Annotated in this window: 18 protein-coding genes; 4 read left to right on the top strand and 14 right to left on the bottom strand. The window is 27.3% G+C overall.

Annotated features, from left to right (window positions below; all coding sequences use genetic code 11):
• Nucleotides 1-6: 6 nt before the first annotated feature.
• From KA900_RS14380 to trsA, 5 genes are read right to left on the bottom strand one after another with little or no spacing between them, the layout of a single operon-like run.
• Nucleotides 7-2,019 carry a VirB4 family type IV secretion system protein gene (locus KA900_RS14380; protein ID WP_030061475.1) on the bottom strand — a complete coding sequence of 671 codons (2,013 nt, stop codon included), beginning with the start codon at nucleotides 2,017-2,019 and terminating at the stop codon, nucleotides 7-9.
• A 20-nt stretch (nucleotides 2,020-2,039) separates the two neighbouring features.
• Nucleotides 2,040-2,723, bottom strand: a complete 684-nt coding sequence (trsD, locus tag KA900_RS14375) for a TrsD/TraD family conjugative transfer protein (RefSeq protein ID WP_030061473.1) — start codon at nucleotides 2,721-2,723, stop codon at nucleotides 2,040-2,042.
• Nucleotides 2,710-3,117 (bottom strand): hypothetical protein, encoded by a 408-nt coding sequence (locus KA900_RS14370; RefSeq protein WP_030061471.1) that lies wholly within the window; start codon nucleotides 3,115-3,117, stop codon nucleotides 2,710-2,712. Before KA900_RS14370 ends, trsD begins: the two co-directional genes overlap by 14 nt.
• 58 nt (nucleotides 3,118-3,175) lie before the next feature.
• Nucleotides 3,176-3,493, bottom strand: coding sequence for a CagC family type IV secretion system protein (locus KA900_RS14365; protein WP_030061469.1), 318 nt, complete (start codon nucleotides 3,491-3,493; stop codon nucleotides 3,176-3,178).
• Nucleotides 3,494-3,509: 16 nt separating this feature from the next.
• Nucleotides 3,510-4,484, bottom strand: a complete 975-nt coding sequence (gene trsA / locus KA900_RS14360; protein ID WP_030061467.1) for a conjugative transfer protein TrsA — start codon at nucleotides 4,482-4,484, stop codon at nucleotides 3,510-3,512.
• A gap of 172 nt (nucleotides 4,485-4,656) precedes the next feature.
• On the opposite strand from trsA, the gene KA900_RS14355 reads away from it, so the two are divergent.
• Nucleotides 4,657-4,845 carry a hypothetical protein gene (locus KA900_RS14355; protein WP_030061465.1) on the top strand — a complete coding sequence of 63 codons (189 nt, stop codon included), beginning with the start codon at nucleotides 4,657-4,659 and terminating at the stop codon, nucleotides 4,843-4,845.
• Nucleotides 4,846-4,948: 103 nt separating this feature from the next.
• Here the strand turns inward: KA900_RS14355 and KA900_RS14350 are convergent, their stop codons facing one another.
• Nucleotides 4,949-5,908 carry a replication initiator protein A gene (locus KA900_RS14350; protein ID WP_030061463.1) on the bottom strand — a complete coding sequence of 320 codons (960 nt, stop codon included), beginning with the start codon at nucleotides 5,906-5,908 and terminating at the stop codon, nucleotides 4,949-4,951.
• 382 nt (nucleotides 5,909-6,290) lie between these two features.
• Between KA900_RS14350 and KA900_RS14345 the strand changes: the two genes are divergently transcribed.
• Nucleotides 6,291-6,551 (top strand): helix-turn-helix domain-containing protein, encoded by a 261-nt coding sequence (locus KA900_RS14345; protein ID WP_001008214.1) that lies wholly within the window; start codon nucleotides 6,291-6,293, stop codon nucleotides 6,549-6,551.
• A 3-nt stretch (nucleotides 6,552-6,554) separates the two neighbouring features.
• Here KA900_RS14345 and KA900_RS14340 read toward each other — a convergent pair whose 3' ends face one another.
• The 4 genes from KA900_RS14340 to KA900_RS14325 all read right to left on the bottom strand — a co-directional run bounded on the left by KA900_RS14340 (nucleotide 6,555) and on the right by KA900_RS14325 (nucleotide 8,799).
• Complete coding sequence (locus KA900_RS14340; RefSeq protein WP_030061459.1) at nucleotides 6,555-6,884, bottom strand: plasmid segregation protein ParR; 330 nt, start codon at nucleotides 6,882-6,884, stop codon at nucleotides 6,555-6,557.
• A gap of 2 nt (nucleotides 6,885-6,886) precedes the next feature.
• Nucleotides 6,887-7,927, bottom strand: coding sequence for a ParM/StbA family protein (locus KA900_RS14335; RefSeq protein ID WP_000073390.1), 1,041 nt, complete (start codon nucleotides 7,925-7,927; stop codon nucleotides 6,887-6,889).
• A gap of 262 nt (nucleotides 7,928-8,189) precedes the next feature.
• Nucleotides 8,190-8,423 (bottom strand): hypothetical protein, encoded by a 234-nt coding sequence (locus KA900_RS14330; protein WP_000602212.1) that lies wholly within the window; start codon nucleotides 8,421-8,423, stop codon nucleotides 8,190-8,192.
• A 103-nt stretch (nucleotides 8,424-8,526) separates the two neighbouring features.
• The gene (locus KA900_RS14325) at nucleotides 8,527-8,799 is read right to left on the bottom strand and encodes a hypothetical protein (RefSeq protein WP_030061451.1); all 273 of its coding nucleotides are present in this window, start codon (nucleotides 8,797-8,799) and stop codon (nucleotides 8,527-8,529) included.
• A gap of 176 nt (nucleotides 8,800-8,975) precedes the next feature.
• Between KA900_RS14325 and KA900_RS14320 the strand changes: the two genes are divergently transcribed.
• Both KA900_RS14320 and KA900_RS14315 read left to right on the top strand, forming a co-directional pair.
• Complete coding sequence (locus KA900_RS14320; protein WP_030061449.1) at nucleotides 8,976-10,973, top strand: MobA/MobL family protein; 1,998 nt, start codon at nucleotides 8,976-8,978, stop codon at nucleotides 10,971-10,973.
• A 41-nt stretch (nucleotides 10,974-11,014) separates the two neighbouring features.
• On the top strand, nucleotides 11,015-11,779 hold the full coding sequence (locus KA900_RS14315) for a eukaryotic translation initiation factor 3 subunit J (RefSeq protein ID WP_210133605.1): 765 nt from the start codon (nucleotides 11,015-11,017) through the stop codon (nucleotides 11,777-11,779).
• Between the two features lie 64 nt (nucleotides 11,780-11,843).
• On the opposite strand, the gene KA900_RS14310 is transcribed toward KA900_RS14315, so the two are convergent.
• From KA900_RS14310 to KA900_RS14295, 4 genes are all read right to left on the bottom strand, one after another.
• Nucleotides 11,844-13,568 carry an ArdC family protein gene (locus KA900_RS14310; protein WP_030061443.1) on the bottom strand — a complete coding sequence of 575 codons (1,725 nt, stop codon included), beginning with the start codon at nucleotides 13,566-13,568 and terminating at the stop codon, nucleotides 11,844-11,846.
• Between the two features lie 3 nt (nucleotides 13,569-13,571).
• Nucleotides 13,572-13,760, bottom strand: a complete 189-nt coding sequence (locus tag KA900_RS14305; RefSeq protein WP_030061441.1) for a hypothetical protein — start codon at nucleotides 13,758-13,760, stop codon at nucleotides 13,572-13,574.
• A gap of 10 nt (nucleotides 13,761-13,770) precedes the next feature.
• On the bottom strand, nucleotides 13,771-15,387 hold the full coding sequence (locus KA900_RS14300) for a hypothetical protein (RefSeq protein WP_030061439.1): 1,617 nt from the start codon (nucleotides 15,385-15,387) through the stop codon (nucleotides 13,771-13,773).
• A gap of 135 nt (nucleotides 15,388-15,522) precedes the next feature.
• Nucleotides 15,523-16,302, bottom strand: coding sequence for a hypothetical protein (locus KA900_RS14295; protein ID WP_030061437.1), 780 nt, complete (start codon nucleotides 16,300-16,302; stop codon nucleotides 15,523-15,525).
• Nucleotides 16,303-16,416: the final 114 nt, after the last annotated feature.

Here is a 16,416-nt window from a genome sequence, read left to right as displayed (position 1 = left end):
TACCTCCTATTCATAAATCATTTCTGCTTGTCTTAATTCTTCTTCTAATTCTGCTAAATCAATATCTGATAATCCTAGTTGCTCTACATAATTCGGCTCTATGTCTGCTGATTCTTCATAAATCGTTTCATATAAATCTTTATTCCAAAGTCTTGTTTCTTCTCTATCTAAATCAATTCTTATAAATGCTCTTTGTGTTCCGTATAGTAGTAATGCCTCGCCCTTTTTCTTTTTAGTTAAATGAGATATTTCTTGATCGCTAAATTTCAATCCTAATTTATCAACAACATCATCAACGCCTACGTTATCCATTCCAAAGAAGAATTTAGTATGACTATTTTCAATAATAGCTGAACCTATTTCTTGTGATGTTCTAAGAATATCTTTTATTTGTTGAGTAGAGGCAATGGCACCACCACCATATTTTCTAATACGCTTATATGCTTGATAATAGAAATCTAAGCTATATTCATTTGTTGCTAAGAAGTGTAATTCATCAGTCATTAATACCGTTTCTGTTGTTCTATCTTTTGTAATTTCGTCCCATAAGAAACTAAATATATTTAAATATGCTGCACTTTGAACATCTTTTTCTGTTTGTAATGGTTTAAGGTTAAAAGTAACAATTTCATTATCTAACTTGATGTTTGTATAACCGTCAAAAATTGTAGTAGTACCATGTTCCATTGTGTAATCTTCTATGATAAGCGTTAAGTCCTTTAATACCTCATATTTTTCTGGGTCTAAGTCTTTTAGTTTGTTATATAATTCTGTTAAAGTTGGATAATCTTCGCTTTTGAAATCTGATAATTTCGCATTACCTTTAAAGCCTTTATCTTGATATAACTGTCTTAAAGTTGAAGATAATACAGATATTTCTGTTTGAGATATTTCATCTTTAAGAACTCTAAAGAAGGTTTTCAACTTCCCTATTTTAGAACGAACTAATGTGTCAATTTGACTTTCTTGTTCGTTGCTTTCCGTTAAAACATCTGATGTTGTTTCATTGTCTGTTTCATCTTCTTTTTCAAATACTTCTTCTGAAAATATTTCAAATGGATTAATTTTGATATTTGAACTTGTTGAAATATTTACAACTGTTCCACCGTAATATTTAGTTATATATGAAAATTCATCTTCGGGATCAATGATAAATTGTCTTATAGATTTTTTTACATTGTCTAAAATCATTCTCATGTTCAAAGTTGATTTACCTACACCACTTGTACCGATAATAGTCATATTTTTATTTAAAGTTTTTTCTTTGTTATTGAAATCAACTGCTACTAATGAATCTGTATTTTTGTTAATTCCAAAAACTGATGTATTAGGTGTTAAATCAATAATTTCTGAATCATCAAACATAAAGAAATGCCCTGCTGTTGCTGTATCCATATTTTGTTGTGTAAACGCTGATAAGAAGTTTCTATTTAACGGAAGAACTGTATGAAATGATTCTCTCATTGCGTTTGTAGGTGTATGTGTTTTAAGTCTTAATCTCGTTAAAGTACGCTTAACATCTTTTTCTAGCGCTTGTATCTTTTCGTATGAATCGCCATTTAACGTGATATACATATACATGTACATAAATCCTGTTTTTTCATCTAAAAATTTATCAAGTTGTTTTTTACTACTATCAATTTCTCTTTTAATTGTTGCATTTCGTTTCGGGTCTGTAGTACGCATTTGTTCTGCTTTTTTGTTTTTAATTGAGTTGTTTAAATGGTCAATCATTTTTTCAATATTTGCTGGTCTAATAAATTTCGTTATTTGGATATTTCCGTTTTTCTTTAGTAGATTTGATAAGTACGCCCCTTTTACTGATTGAGGGTAGTCAACTACTAATAAATTTTTAATATAGTTTTCGCCAGTTTCTATATGTGATTTTTTCTCTATCCAACTAAATGGATAAATACTATCCACTGAATCTGTATCTAATACTTCTGTTATCCTTTGAAAAGATTCATTGTAAATTTTGTTTGTTGCTTGTTCTTGTTTTCTCTTTTTTAAAATTGCCATATTCAAAAACTCCTTTCGTTCTAATTACTAAGATGATAATCGTTATATCCTTTATAATCATATAACGCATAAAACTGGTTTAAGTATTCGGTTTGGTATATAGGTCTAGTTTCTAAACCGTAATGTGAAAATGCTTGTTGTAATGCCTCTTTATTAAGATTTATCTTTTCATGTAGTCTGTTCACTGCATGATCTAATTGTGCTACCGTATTTTCTGTTATTTTTTCTGAGAAGAAAATATAATGTTTTTTTGTACTCATTTCGCCTTTTGCTAACTTTTCTTGTAAAAACAATATGCGACCAGCTATTAATTGGCCTCGTCTTGTTGGTTTGTTATCGTTATTTTTCATATCAAGTAATACTTGTCTATAAAGATTCTTTATATAGTTTTGTATGTTTACTGGTTCAGTAATAGTTTTAATCATTGGTTCATCATAAAGAATATTTGAAATAAAAGATGAATATTCTTCTAATAAATCATTTTGTTCAAATTTAGTTAATAACTCTGTATTTACACCAGTTATATTTAAACCTCCACTAATATAACCGTCTTTAGTAACAACATAATCTTTATAAAAACCAGCTATTAATGAATCATCTTGAATACTTTGATTCCGTCCGTCCCCTTTTATATATCTATTTATAATTTCAAATTGTTGTTCGTTATTTTTATTTTGTTTATTCTTTTTTTTAAACATCATCATCACCCAATCTTTCTTTACTTTTATAAAAGTAAACTTTTTGCCTTTTAGTAAATTGCTGTGATTGTTTCAAAATATCAATCATTCTTATATTTTCTTTTGTGCTAATTGGTCTAATTGTTAGCAATCCATATATTGTTAAGCCAAAAATCAAACCTACTATAAACACCATAAAACCAGTTACTAAGTTAAGTAATCCCATTAAAAACGTTACACTAAATGCAATTACTAAAAACAGTAAAAAAGGTATAAATACGATTGCTAACTCTTTACCATTTAAATTTAAAAATATTTTATAGCTAGCGTCTACATTACGAGGTATTATATTTTCTTTAACTTTCTTTTCTTCGCCTAACATATCAAGCATTATATCTTTAACTTGTTGCTCAACGGACATATAATCCACTCCTTTTAAAAGAAAAAGCTACATTACTAGAATGTAGCTTTTGTTGTGTTTATTGAAATAGGTTGTATACCCATGGAACCAACCAAACAAGTGCTGCACCAAGAGCTACACCAGCTAATGCCATTCCGACACCTCTAAACATTTCATTTTTTGTCATTGGATCGTCGATAGTCGGTAATTTTTTAATAACTATCCATACACCTGCACAGATACCAACAATAACAATAATACCAGTTAAGAAAGTTTGAATTTGTTGTAATCCTTGTTCAATTTTCGGACCAGGGTTAGCCGCCGCAAATGTTGGATTTGCTAAAATAAAACTTAAAAATGCTACGTAAACAGTTATTAAACTAATTTTTTTAATCATAATTAATCAACCTTCCTTATATTTTTTTCTTTTCTAACTCTTGGTTTAATTCTATTTCACTACGAGAAAGCGAATTATCTTGTTTCATTTCTTTAGATAATTTTACTGCCTCCTCAAAAGTGTCTGCTGATGTTAAATCTTTTTTATTTCCGTCTTTATCAAAAACAGAAACAGAATACCCTTTTTCTGTTGCTACAACTTTAGGGTCATTTTCTAAAGTGCTTTCGTCATATCTAGCGCCAAAGAATTCTGTAAATCCCATTGCTATTTGTCCCGAGGCGTTTTTTAATTCTTCAAATCCTAACCTCATTGAAGGAGAAACAGTTAGCTTTTCTTTAGCCTTTTCAATGAAACTATCTTTAAAATCTGAAATTAAATGTTCTGACTTACCATTAATTTCATTTTCTAAAGTAACCATGCTTTCATTATCAGTGACTTTTTCAACACTAGAAATGTTGATATTACCTTTCAATGCTGTTGCTGTAAGTCCCAAACTTAACGCTAAATCTTCTTTAGCATTTTCACTAACTTTATTTGTATCGGTCAATCTCTGCTTTCGTTCCTGTTCTAATTGGGTGTTATATTGTAATTGCTTTTGTCGATTGTGATACTCATTAAGTTGGTCATAGTTTGTAAGTGCTTGATTTTTTGAATTATAAATAAATAATTCATCATCTACCATTTCGTAATTGGTTTCATTACCAAAAGTGTTTTGAACAGCCTCTTTATAAGTGCTACCAGAATTCAAATAATACATATCATTATCTTTATTGGCGTATAAAAGAACTTTTTGTTTATCCTCTCTATCTTCGGCCATTACTAACTTATTTTCTTTTCTATCTGTAGCAATGCCTTTGATATTAAAAGTATTAACTTCATCATCTTTCACACCAAATCTTGATTGATAATTTAGTTTGCTCTCATATTTTTTTTGCTCAATAGATCGCTTTCGATATTCTTCAATACGTTTACGAAATGTTACGTTATCCAATTACAACCCACCTTTTCTATTTGATAAATCAATTATAACATAACCTTACATGTCATGTCATGTAATTTATACAACTTTTTAAACTTTTTTGTCATGACATGTCATGTGTAAATGTGGTATTGTGTAATTAACTAGAATTACACGAAAGGACAAAAAAGGAGGTTATATTACTATGAATAATAATGAAGAAAATTCAGTCTTTTTATCAAAAAAGAAAAAAGTATCACTACATTTGTTAGTTGATCCCGATATGAAAGACGAGATTATCAAATACGCACAAGCAAAAGATTTCGATAACGTTTCACAAGCTGGTAGAGAAATCTTAAAAAAAGGATTAGAGCAAATTAAAAGTAATAAATAATTTATGTATTAGGCAACACCTCACTTAAATAACTCACAAACAGTAAAGATTATACACCTTTTCGGGTGTATAATCTCTTTTTTTTGAAAATTTAACTTTAAAACTATTTAAATAAAAACATTGGATTGTTTTCCATATTTTTTCTTCTCATAATCGTTGTATGCATTTCTTCAAGTTCAGCAATGATACTTCGCATTAAATAGCCTTCCATATTAGATACCTTTTCTTGTTTTTTAACAAGGTAGCCTTTAAATCGTTTTAAAACTAATAGTAATTCTTCATCTATATCTTCTAACATATAACCTGTATCGTATTTGTTATTAAATGATTTTCTAGCTTTTAAAATAACTGATTTAATACTTTTAACTTCTTCATAACTAAAATTATTAATATAACTTTTACTTAATTCGGGGAATTCTTGAAGTTCTATATATTTAAGAGATTCTTTATCATGAGTATTTGAAAAATGATTTGAATGATTTGAATGTTGGTTTATATCATTCATATTATTCATATCATTACTTTCAGTATCAATAAAGTCAGTATCAATAAAATCAGTATCATTTGTGTGTCCTTTTGACATTTCTAGGCGTGTTGTTTCGACATTTCTAGACGTGTCCTTTTGACATTTCTGGACGTGTCCTTTTGACATTTCCTTATCTTGTAAGGGCTCAACTTCATTTTCAGCCTTATCTATTTCATAAATATCATTTTTAGTTATGGCTGGTTTTAATAAATAAAGTAGATTTGGTTTGTTTAAACCCTGCCTTTTTTGAATTAGTAAATCTACATTTTCTAATTCTTTTTTAATTTTAGTGATTTTTTTGTTCCCACAATTTAATATCACTTCTAAATCAGCAACTGTATAAATGAAATATATATTACCTTCTGTATCTATCCAGTTATTTTTAATAGATAATTGTAGGCGATCTCTCAATATTGCGTAAGCAATTTTAGCGTCATTCGATAAATCTTTATAATTAGGATTAGTAAAAAATACTTTAGGTAATTGGTAAAAGCGTTCTTTATAATTTTCTTCTACCGTAAAAAATTGTTTAGACATGATAAAAACTCCTTTAAATGTTTATTTGAAGGAGTTTAAGTAATATCGTTATTTACAAGTGATGAATAAGGTTATATAATATTATCCGTTATATATAACTTAAAGACTTGTTGCTTTTATCTTGTAATGTATCGAGCTTGTATATATAATAAAGATACAAACAAATAGTAAAAGTAAATAACACATATTATTTAAACTCTTTAGACATCTAACAACCGCCAAGCGTTAGGTGTCTTTTTCTATGTTCAATAGTAACACTATTTTAAAAAAAATAAAAACTTTTTTGTTGCCTCACAGGTCAATTATATGCTTGTAATGAAATGTATTTGATAACAAATCTCTAATATAATTAATACATCTAAAATTATGAGGCCGATAAATCATGAATGAATACCGTATACAAAAACTATATAGATACATTTGTTTAGAATTTAAAAACCAGCGTCAACTCATAGGCAAGCGACAAGAAGAAGTTGCATTTGATTTGAGTGTGACTGCTGGTCATCTTTCACGTATCGAGAATGGTAAAAAACCTAGAATAGCATTACATACATTTTTAGTAATGTCTGAATACTATGGTGTAGACTTTCATAAGGTAGTTAAAAATGCAGAAGAAAAAATGGAATTGGATGAAGGAATGTAGATATTAAAGGTCATCAATACTAATATCTACCATTTCTTCTTCTTTTTCTTCTATTTTAGGCGTTTCAGCTTGTTTTAATTGATCCTTACGTTCCATTGCGTCTTTAAAACTTTCTTTATTACGTTTAATAGGCTCTGTATGCTCTTTTAAGGGCGCTGTGTGTTCTTTTGAAGGTATTGGAGGGTTTTCCCCTATTTCTTCAATATAGCGCCTCAATGCCTCTCTTATGTGTGCTGTTTTGGTACCTCTAGGAACATTTTCTAAAAAATCGAAGATTTGAGGGTAATCTTCTTTTTTTATTTTCAGAAGATGTTTAGTTTCTTTCTTATCCATAATTATTTACTTTCTTGCTCTACTTTGTTTTTTAACAATTCCCCCAATTTTTCATATCCACGAACATTACTAAACTGGCTATCATCTGCTTTCTCGAATACATCTGAATAATAATGACTTAATGAATCAAAATGAATGTTTGCACCACCACCAGTAACAATAATTCTGTCAATTGAATTTATATTACCTACAGTGATTTCAAAGTTACTCATAACTTCTTCTATCAAACTATCCTGTTCGTTATAAAATTCATCTTTAAAGTCAATAACTGTTTTTTGATTAAGTTTACATTGCTTGTATTCTAATCCTTTTTCAATCATACGTGGTGTGATTGAGGCACCTTCTGATTTTTTAGATACGTGACTAGCAATTCGTTTATAAAAATCAATAGTACCTTTGTTTATAACAAAACTTTCTTCCTCTACACGTTTCATATTTTGATAAGTATCAATAATTGTAGTACCACTACCAAAATCAAGAACACTGTACTTACCTTCTGTAAATGCTTTGAATACTTTTCCGTTTTCCATATTAAGATCAAGCAAAGTTCCCATAGGTTGAGCTACTATCTTAACGCCTTTAACATTAATTGTTTTAGCGATACCATCAATTTCAATTAAACGACTTTTATTTAAAAGTTTTTCAAACTTAGCTTGTTTATCAGTTCCTATTTCATTACTTGGCATACCAGTAGCAATTACAACGTTGACAACTTCTTCTGGCACTTCTCTTGCTAATAATCCTATAGAACATTCAACCAAATCTTTGAAAGATTTAATATCATATCTATCATTTGTTGAGGCAGTATCTTTACCAGTATTCGTAGTTTTATCTAAATCATTACCAAATAGTAATACTTCATCATTATTCCCATTGATAATAAATTCTGATACATCTAATTTATTATCAACAAATCCTTTTAATTGATTGTTTTCATTAGTTTTTCTTCCGATTCTTGAAGGGATTACAAATTTTTCATCATTAATCTTCCCTTTTACAAATCCATTACCAAAATCTAAAGCCATTACATATACGTTACTCATAATAAAACCTCCACATATTATTTACTCTTTTTAAATTAGTACAATTGATCAAATACCACAAGTTATTTATATACTTTTCTATATTTGTATATACTAGTACATATCAGTATATATTATAGTATATCTTAGTATATACCAGTATATACTGTGTGGGTAAAAAAATAACAACCAGCATTTATTTACTTGATTGCTACTTCTTATAATTAATTTTAACACATTTTGCATTACATGTCATGTCATGTTTGATATTTTCGTAGAAAATTTATGTCATTTCTATACCAATTGTTAGAACCAAAAGAAAAATAGTAACAACAATACCTAAAGCAATACCAATATACAAACATACTTTCCATGGAAGAATGAAAATTGAGATAAATTTAAGGAATATTGTACATAAAGCCACTGTCATAGGAACACACATAATGAAATATAGAAAAAATCTAAAAATAGGGTTAATATGAACAGCATTTTCGCCAGCTGTTGATAATAAAATCATAATAAAACCTCCTATTCTTAAAATATTAAATACTGTGGATTTTGCTATTAATAAATCAATTGTTTTATAAGTTTATCATCATATTAATATTTGATAATTTCTATTAATTATTATGATTCATTTCATTTATTTCTTTGCTTTCTTCATTGGTATTTTCAGATTCTTCTATAATTTCATTTCTTTCTAAATTGTGTTCTTTATTATCTTCAATATTAAGTAAATTTTCATTTATAATTTTCTTTGCGTCTGCTGATCTATTTACATTAAATTTATTGAAGAACCATCTTCCAAATTTTTCGTATTCTCTTTTCTTTTCTTCTTTAATTTTTTCTTGAAGTTTTTCTTTTTGTTCTAACATTTTTTGAATATCAGCCATAATTAAAACCTCCATATTTTTGTTAATTTAATTATAACCTTTTCATTTGACAGATTCAAGTTTTACCGTTATAATCTAGTTAAATCCGGTAAGGGCGCACTTATGCGTTNNATTAAAAATTAATTTTTAATTTATTTCGCCTTCGCTCAATATTTGGTTTTTAAGGAGTTTTTAATATGGCTATGTACCATTTTCAAAATAAGTTTGTATCAAAAGCAAATGGACAAAGTGCAACAGCAAAAGCTGCATATAATAGCGCTAGTAGGATTAAGGATTTTAAAGAAAACGAATTTAAAGATTACTCAAATAAGCAATGTGATTATAGTGAAATTTTATTGCCTAATAATGCTGATGATAAGTTTAAAGATAGAGAATATTTGTGGAATAAAGTTAATGATGTAGAGAACAGAAAAAATAGTCAAGTTGCACGTGAAATTATAATTGGTTTGCCGAATGAATTTGATCCAAATAGTAATATTGAATTAGCAAAAGAATTTGCTGAATCTTTATCAAATGAAGGTATGATAGTAGACTTAAATATTCATAAAATTAATGATGAAAATCCTCATGCACACTTATTATGTACATTACGTGGTTTAGATAAAAATAATGAATTTGAACCTAAACGAAAGGGCAATGATTATATAAGAGATTGGAACACAAAAGATAAACATAATGAGTGGCGAAAAAGGTGGGAAACAGTGCAAAATAAACACCTAGAAATGAATGGTTTTTCTGTTAGAGTTTCTGCTGATTCTTATAAAAAGCAAAATATAGATTTAGAACCCACAAAAAAAGAAGGTTGGAAAGCTAGAAAGTTTGAAGATGAAACAGGTAAAAAATCTTCAATATCCAAACATAACGAAAGTATTAAAAAAAGAAACCAACAAAAAATTAATAAAATGTTTGATGAAGTAGATGATATGAAATCTCACAAGTTAAATGCTTTTAGTTATATGGATAAATCAGATTCGACTACATTAAAAGATATGGCCAAAGATTTAAAAATTTATGTAACACCTATAAATATGTATGAAGAAAACGAAAGACTTTATGACTTAAAGCAAAAAACAGCATTAATAACTGATGATGAAGATAGATTGAATAAGATTGAGAATATAGAAGATAGACAAAAAAAGCTGGAATCTATAAATGAAGTCTTTGAAAAACAAGCTGGAATTTTCTTTGATAAAAATTATCCCGAACAAGCATTAAACTATAGTGATGATGAAAAGATCTTTATTACACGCACTATATTAAATGATAGAGATGTGTTACCAGCTAATCATGAATTAGAGGATATAGTTAAAGAAAAACGTATAAAAGAGGCTCAAATAAGCCTTAATACAGTTATAGGCAATAGAGATATAAGTATAGAATCTATTGAGAAAGAATCAAATTTCTTTGCTGATAAACTTTCAAATATTCTTGATAAAAATAATTTGTCCTTTGATGATGTGTTAGAGAATAAACATGAAGGTATAGAAGATAGTTTGAAAATTGATTATTATACTAGCAAATTAGAGGTTCTAAGAAATGCAGAAAATACATTAGAAGATTATTATGATGTACAAATAAAAGAGTTATTTACAGATGATGAAGATTATAAGGCTTTTAATGAAGTTACTGATATTAAAGAAAAACAACAGCTAATTGATTTTAAAACTTATCATGGCACAGAAAACACGCTTGAAATGTTAGAAACAGGTAACTTTATTCCTAAATACAGTGATGAAGATAGAAAGTATATAACTGAACAGGTTAAGTTATTACAAGAAAAAGAATTTAAACCTAATAAAAATCAACATGATAAATTTGTGTTTGGGGCTATTCAAAAGAAATTATTGAATGAATATGACTTTGATTACAGTGATAACAATGATTTAAAACATTTATATCAAGAATCAAATGAAGTAGGGGACGAAACAAGTAAAGATAACATTGAAGAGTTTTATGAAGGTAATGATATTCTTGTAGATAAAGAAACTTATAATAATTACAATAGAAAACAACAAGCCTATGGTTTAGTAAATGCTGGACTAGATTCAATGATATTCAATTTTAATGAGATATTTAGAGAACGTATGCCTAAGTACATAAATAATCAGTACAAAGGTAAAAATCATAGTAAACAGCGTCATGAGTTGAAAAACAAAAGAGGTATGCACTTATAGTTTGTAAATAATATAACATTGTGAAGTTGGGAGATAAGAATTTGGATTTTAAATTATTATACTATGTTATTAAAATGATCCCTATTGATACAATAGTGAGTATATTAGGCTTATTTGCTACATTTGGTGGTGCGTTAGTTGGTGCTTTTATAGCAGGGCTATTCACGTTAAAAGCAATTAATAAAGATTTAGAAGAAAGAAAACAAACTGCCGAAAAAGATAAAGAAGAAAATAGACAAAGAGAAGAGAAAAAGATCAAAACACGATTGTTATTTGAAATGGATAACTTAATTATATTTAACCATGAAATAGCTGAAAATATATATTTAGATGATAAGTTAAAGCGAATAAAATTTCTAAAGAATTTTGTTTTATATGATAAAATGAATACTATTAATTTAACATTGTCAGAGTTAGAAAAATTTCGATATTTGTTAAAGCATAATTATTTAAGCTATGAAGATAAAGAAGAAGAAATATATAAGAAGTTTTTAGAAGTATATGATTCCGATATTTCAATTGACTTACCCTCTGACAAAATCAAGAAAGTAAAATCCTTTCTTGATAATACGAAAAATGAGGGGGAAATGTGCTGGCATGTTGATAAAAATAGTATATTACGTTTGAAAGACTTTAATAATAATTTACAGGAATTATCTCACTTAATATATGTATTAAGTACCGAGGAATTAAATGTGCTGTATGGTATTAAACAAACTATTAAAATTATGTTAGAAAATGCAGAAGAAACTGAAAGAGACTTTTTTATATGGTTGATAAATATTATTTTCTTCACAATATACTAATAAATCAATTAAATGTTATGTGCAAAAATATATTATAAAAAAAGAAGGCTTAATTGCCTTCTTTTTATATGTCAATTTCTTCTTCTTGTTTAGTTTCAATTTCTTTGTTCTGTTCATCTTTATTAAAATCTTCATTGCTTTCAGTAAAGGATATATTTTTAATACCAGCTGAATTTTTAATTTTAAAATCTATATAAACATTTTCATTAGTATCATGTTCTAATTTAGCAGTCATATTTGATCGTTGGCCATTTTGTTGATTTTTATTCATTGAAAAGTAAGTTTCATTTGTATTATCAATATTATCTACATTTAACTCATAGCCCATTAATACACCATTACTTACAAATTGGCGTAATGTATCTTTTAAGCCGTTTTCTTCAACAGACTTATTTACAAAGTTTTCAAATGATACTATTTCATCTTGTGGGCTTAATTTATGCTTTTCTTCTAATATATTACCGTCTATATCTCGTTCATGAATATATTTTTTGTTTTTATCTTCATTATCATCATCTTGCACAAATATAGTTGTAGTATTATTAATAACATTTCGATTATAAGTTTGAGTGAAGTTGTAATCTCTATTTTGTGAATCGTCATGTTTATTAATCAATTCAATTTTAGCTTTATCTTGTGAATTATTTGTATTAAACCCTTTGTAATCAATATTCACTTTAAAATCATCATTCTCATAACTATTCTCAGAAATTTCATTAAGTCCATAATCATTAACTAAATTACCTTTGATAACAGTTATTTTATCAAATCCATTTTTTAGGTTTGTATCTATCATTGTTGAAAGGTCTTTATATATGTCTTTGTTCATTTCTGATTCTAGTTTTTTATCTATATATTGTGAGAACTCTGGTAATGAATTTATTTCTTCAATTGTAGTTTTTGCAAATGAATGTATGTTTTTTATGTGGTCTTTTAATTCCTCATCACTTATATTTTGCCCCCAGCCACTTAAATATCCTAAAGAGTAATCGCTAGTATCTAAACCATAATAATTAGCGACTACATATGCAGAACTTTCAGCCTCTATTTCTTTTAAGGACTTACTATGTTCAGATGTTTGTGTTTGACCTATATCGGCATTATGCAATTGAGAGTGTGCGTATTCATGTATTAAAGTTTTAAAGCGCATATCATATGACAAATCATCAGAAATTACAATTTCATCTGTTTTGGGAACATAGTACCCTTTAGCGCCACTGGATAATGCCTGGTCATCTAATACATGTTTTTCTTCTACGCTTGGTGTTAATTCATCATTAATGTAATCTTTGAATTCATTATATAAGTCTTTATAATCATTAGAGTTTTCAAATTCAGTTTTTATTAGGTCTTTTGCTGTTATTAAAGGTTTGCCTTTTGTGTCTGCTACATCAAATACATTATGCGCCCTATATCCAGTAATAACTGGTTTTCGTTCAGTTTTAGGATTACCATTATTATCACGCATTAAATTACCGTTGCTATCTTTTATTTCGACATTACGCTTTTGTACAATAGGCGCAATTATATTCATACTTTTTGCACCTTTTTGTACTTGTCTATCAAATTTATTCTTCCACGCTTTATAGCCAGCTACAGCTGTAGCCTCGGGATTTTGACCAGCAATCAACATAATATTATTAATTGAGTAGTTGTGAAATTTCGCTGTAGTATCTAAAAATTCCTTATAGGTTTGGTCATTGTTTTTGAAGTCATCTAGCTTATTATTCAAATCTTCTACTATTGAATCTATTTTTTTCTTTTTATAATTTTCTTTTGAATAAGCCATATATTACACCTCGCTAATAGGTTTATAAAGTTCTTTGTATAATTCTTTTTTAGCATTATATAGATAATATCCAACAACTTCATATTTTAAATTCTTATTTAATTCTTCTGAAAATAATAATTCACTTGTTTCTGATTTTGTTATATAAATTGGCAATTCACTTCCAATGATTTCAGTATATGTTTTTAACATATTGCACCTCCTACATTTCTAAATTATCTCTTTCTTGCTTTAATTCATTTTTAATAGAATTAATAATATTACTATGTGTTTCTTCTGATCCATTTATAATATCTTCAAAAGATATTGAGTTAGTTTCATTTTCTAAAGAATCATTTATGAAATTAGGTTTGAATTCAGAACTCTTTGTTCCATGTAATTCAGTATTGATATAGTTTTTAAAATGACCGACTATTTCAATATCATTTTCTCTTTCTTTATATTGTTCTTTAGTAATATTGTGTAAGGGCAGGGTAGCTTGTTTCATTCCTTCATAAAAATTTTCTCTTTCTTTGTATAAATGGTTAGATACAGGGGCAAATTCTAAATCATATTTAGCTTTATCTAAAACAGTTAAACTATTTTCAGCTAAAATAGATGATTTGTTCGTTGTATATTCATAGAAATTATTTGAAAAATTGTTTCTAGCGTCATCTAAATAAGTTTTCACTTCTTTTCTATCCTCTATAGAAAGGGGAAGTTTATCATTATAAATTTCTTGTTCATAAACTTCATATAAAACATTGTTATCTCTAAACATGTTATTTAAGGGCTCATTATAGAGATTAAAGGCTAACTGATTATTTAAAGCCTTTTTCTCAATATCGTTGTTAATGTTTAATCCTTTAATATTGATTTCAGTATCATAGAATGTTTTTAAATCTTTAACTTTATCTAAGCTATCTAAATTATTTCTATCTGAAAAATCTTCTAAATCCCTTCTATAAACAGCTAAAGCATTATAATTTGATCGTTCGTCAAATAAATTAATATTTTGTTTTAATCTATCTTTAATAATTTCATTAGGTGGTATATCTTCGATTAGATTTTTAACAAATTTACCTTCATTATCTTTATAATCTGTTAAATCAATATAAATATAAGAATCATCTTCGAGAGTTTTAAAATCATTGTATGAAAACTTATAGTTTATATTATCGTAAGTTTTATCCATGTCTTGAGTTAAGTTATCATTTAATAACCTTATATTATCGTTTTCTTCTATTGGAATTGCTGGGAAGTCATTAATATATAAATGATGTTTTTCGGGGTTATAGCTTACATTATAAGTAATATCATTTTCTGTTATGGTATGTGAATCCTCAATAACAGGTTCTCTATTTGGTTCTACATGATATGAATATCCTTTCATACTTAATACTAAATCAACAAAAGCGTTAGTATACCAATCATCTGAATATTCATCTTGTTGTGTGAAATCATCAATATCATTAATATCACTGTCAAAATAGGTAATTTCTTCTGACTTAATGGCATTTACTAGCTTTTCATAACCTTTATTTGCTGTATCTTTAGTAAAATATTCATCTAAATTAGTTAAGTTATAATCAAATTCATAATCATCTATACTCATAATATGTGGTGTTTGATATTTTTCGTTAGAATCTTCTAAATCATAAACTGGTTGAGTATACACTTCGTTATAGAAATTATTTCTATAGACTAAATTACCTACTATGTTTTTATTAGTCATATCTCTTTGTTCGTTCATTTGTTTATCACTTGCTGGTACATAATAAAATTCAGAATTTAGTTCATAATCGGTGTTGTTCAAAATTCCTCGGGGTGTAAACCTCATTATTAAATCACTCCTTTTTGTTTAATAAAAACCTAATGTAAATATAACCTCCATATAGTAATTATACCATTTATGACGTGTCATTTCATGTCGTGTCATAATAAATAAAAAGAAAAAAAGGCCTTTTTACAGGCCTTATAAATCTAAATCAATATCTTTATTCTTTTCGTTCTCTATATCATAATTCAAAAAGTCTTTTACATGCTTTTCTGGTTCTTTTTTGATAGTTAGCGCAGACAAAGTAAAATGTTTGTTATTTTTCTCAACTTCTAAGTAAGGATTATCAATATCATTAAAATTAATTTTAGCTGGGTAGTCTGTTAGGCTTTTAAACTCATACAGAGTTTCATAATCATCTAGCAAATCTAACTTTTCATTAGGCAGAGAAGATTGTAATTTATTATATCTATTTGATCTTCCATTAGATATTAATTCATTAATAGCATTTTTAGTTTGTTGATTATCAATACTATCTTGAATATTCAATTCTTTGTGGAAGTATTGCATAGTTGAATATTTAACTAATGGTATCTTACTTAAACTAGCTTTTGCTTTTATGTAATCTTTAGACATAATATCGTATTTTTGTTCAATATCTGGTGCTTGTTGCTTTAAAAAATTATTAACATTTTGTGGTATTTTGGCTTTTGATCTGTTATTAAGGTATTCATTATTACTAATTACTATAGACTTTGTTAAATCAATAGCTGAATTGGGTTTATCGGGCTGTTCGCCTCCTAAATCAACTTTATATTTATTAGGTATTTTTTGTGCATTTGTTCTAAAAGGTATACAAACTCTATTATTATTTCGTTTGAAAGAATAATAATATGGTCTTGAACCATTTTTATTGCTTGATATTTCGTTTCCTCGTAATTTATTAAATAGGTTTTGATTTAAACGAACAACTTCCATTGTTATTCACTCCATAAATTTAATAAAAAAGAGGCGTAATATACGCCTCCTTAAAACAATATAATTTGTTTGATCTCTATAGTTGTTTCTTTCCGTGCAGTATTAATTTTTATA

Origin of the sequence: Staphylococcus sp. GDY8P120P (genome assembly GCF_017892065.1) — a bacterium.
GTDB lineage: Bacteria > Bacillota > Bacilli > Staphylococcales > Staphylococcaceae > Staphylococcus > Staphylococcus nepalensis.
This window is presented reverse-complemented; position numbering and strand designations above follow the sequence as displayed.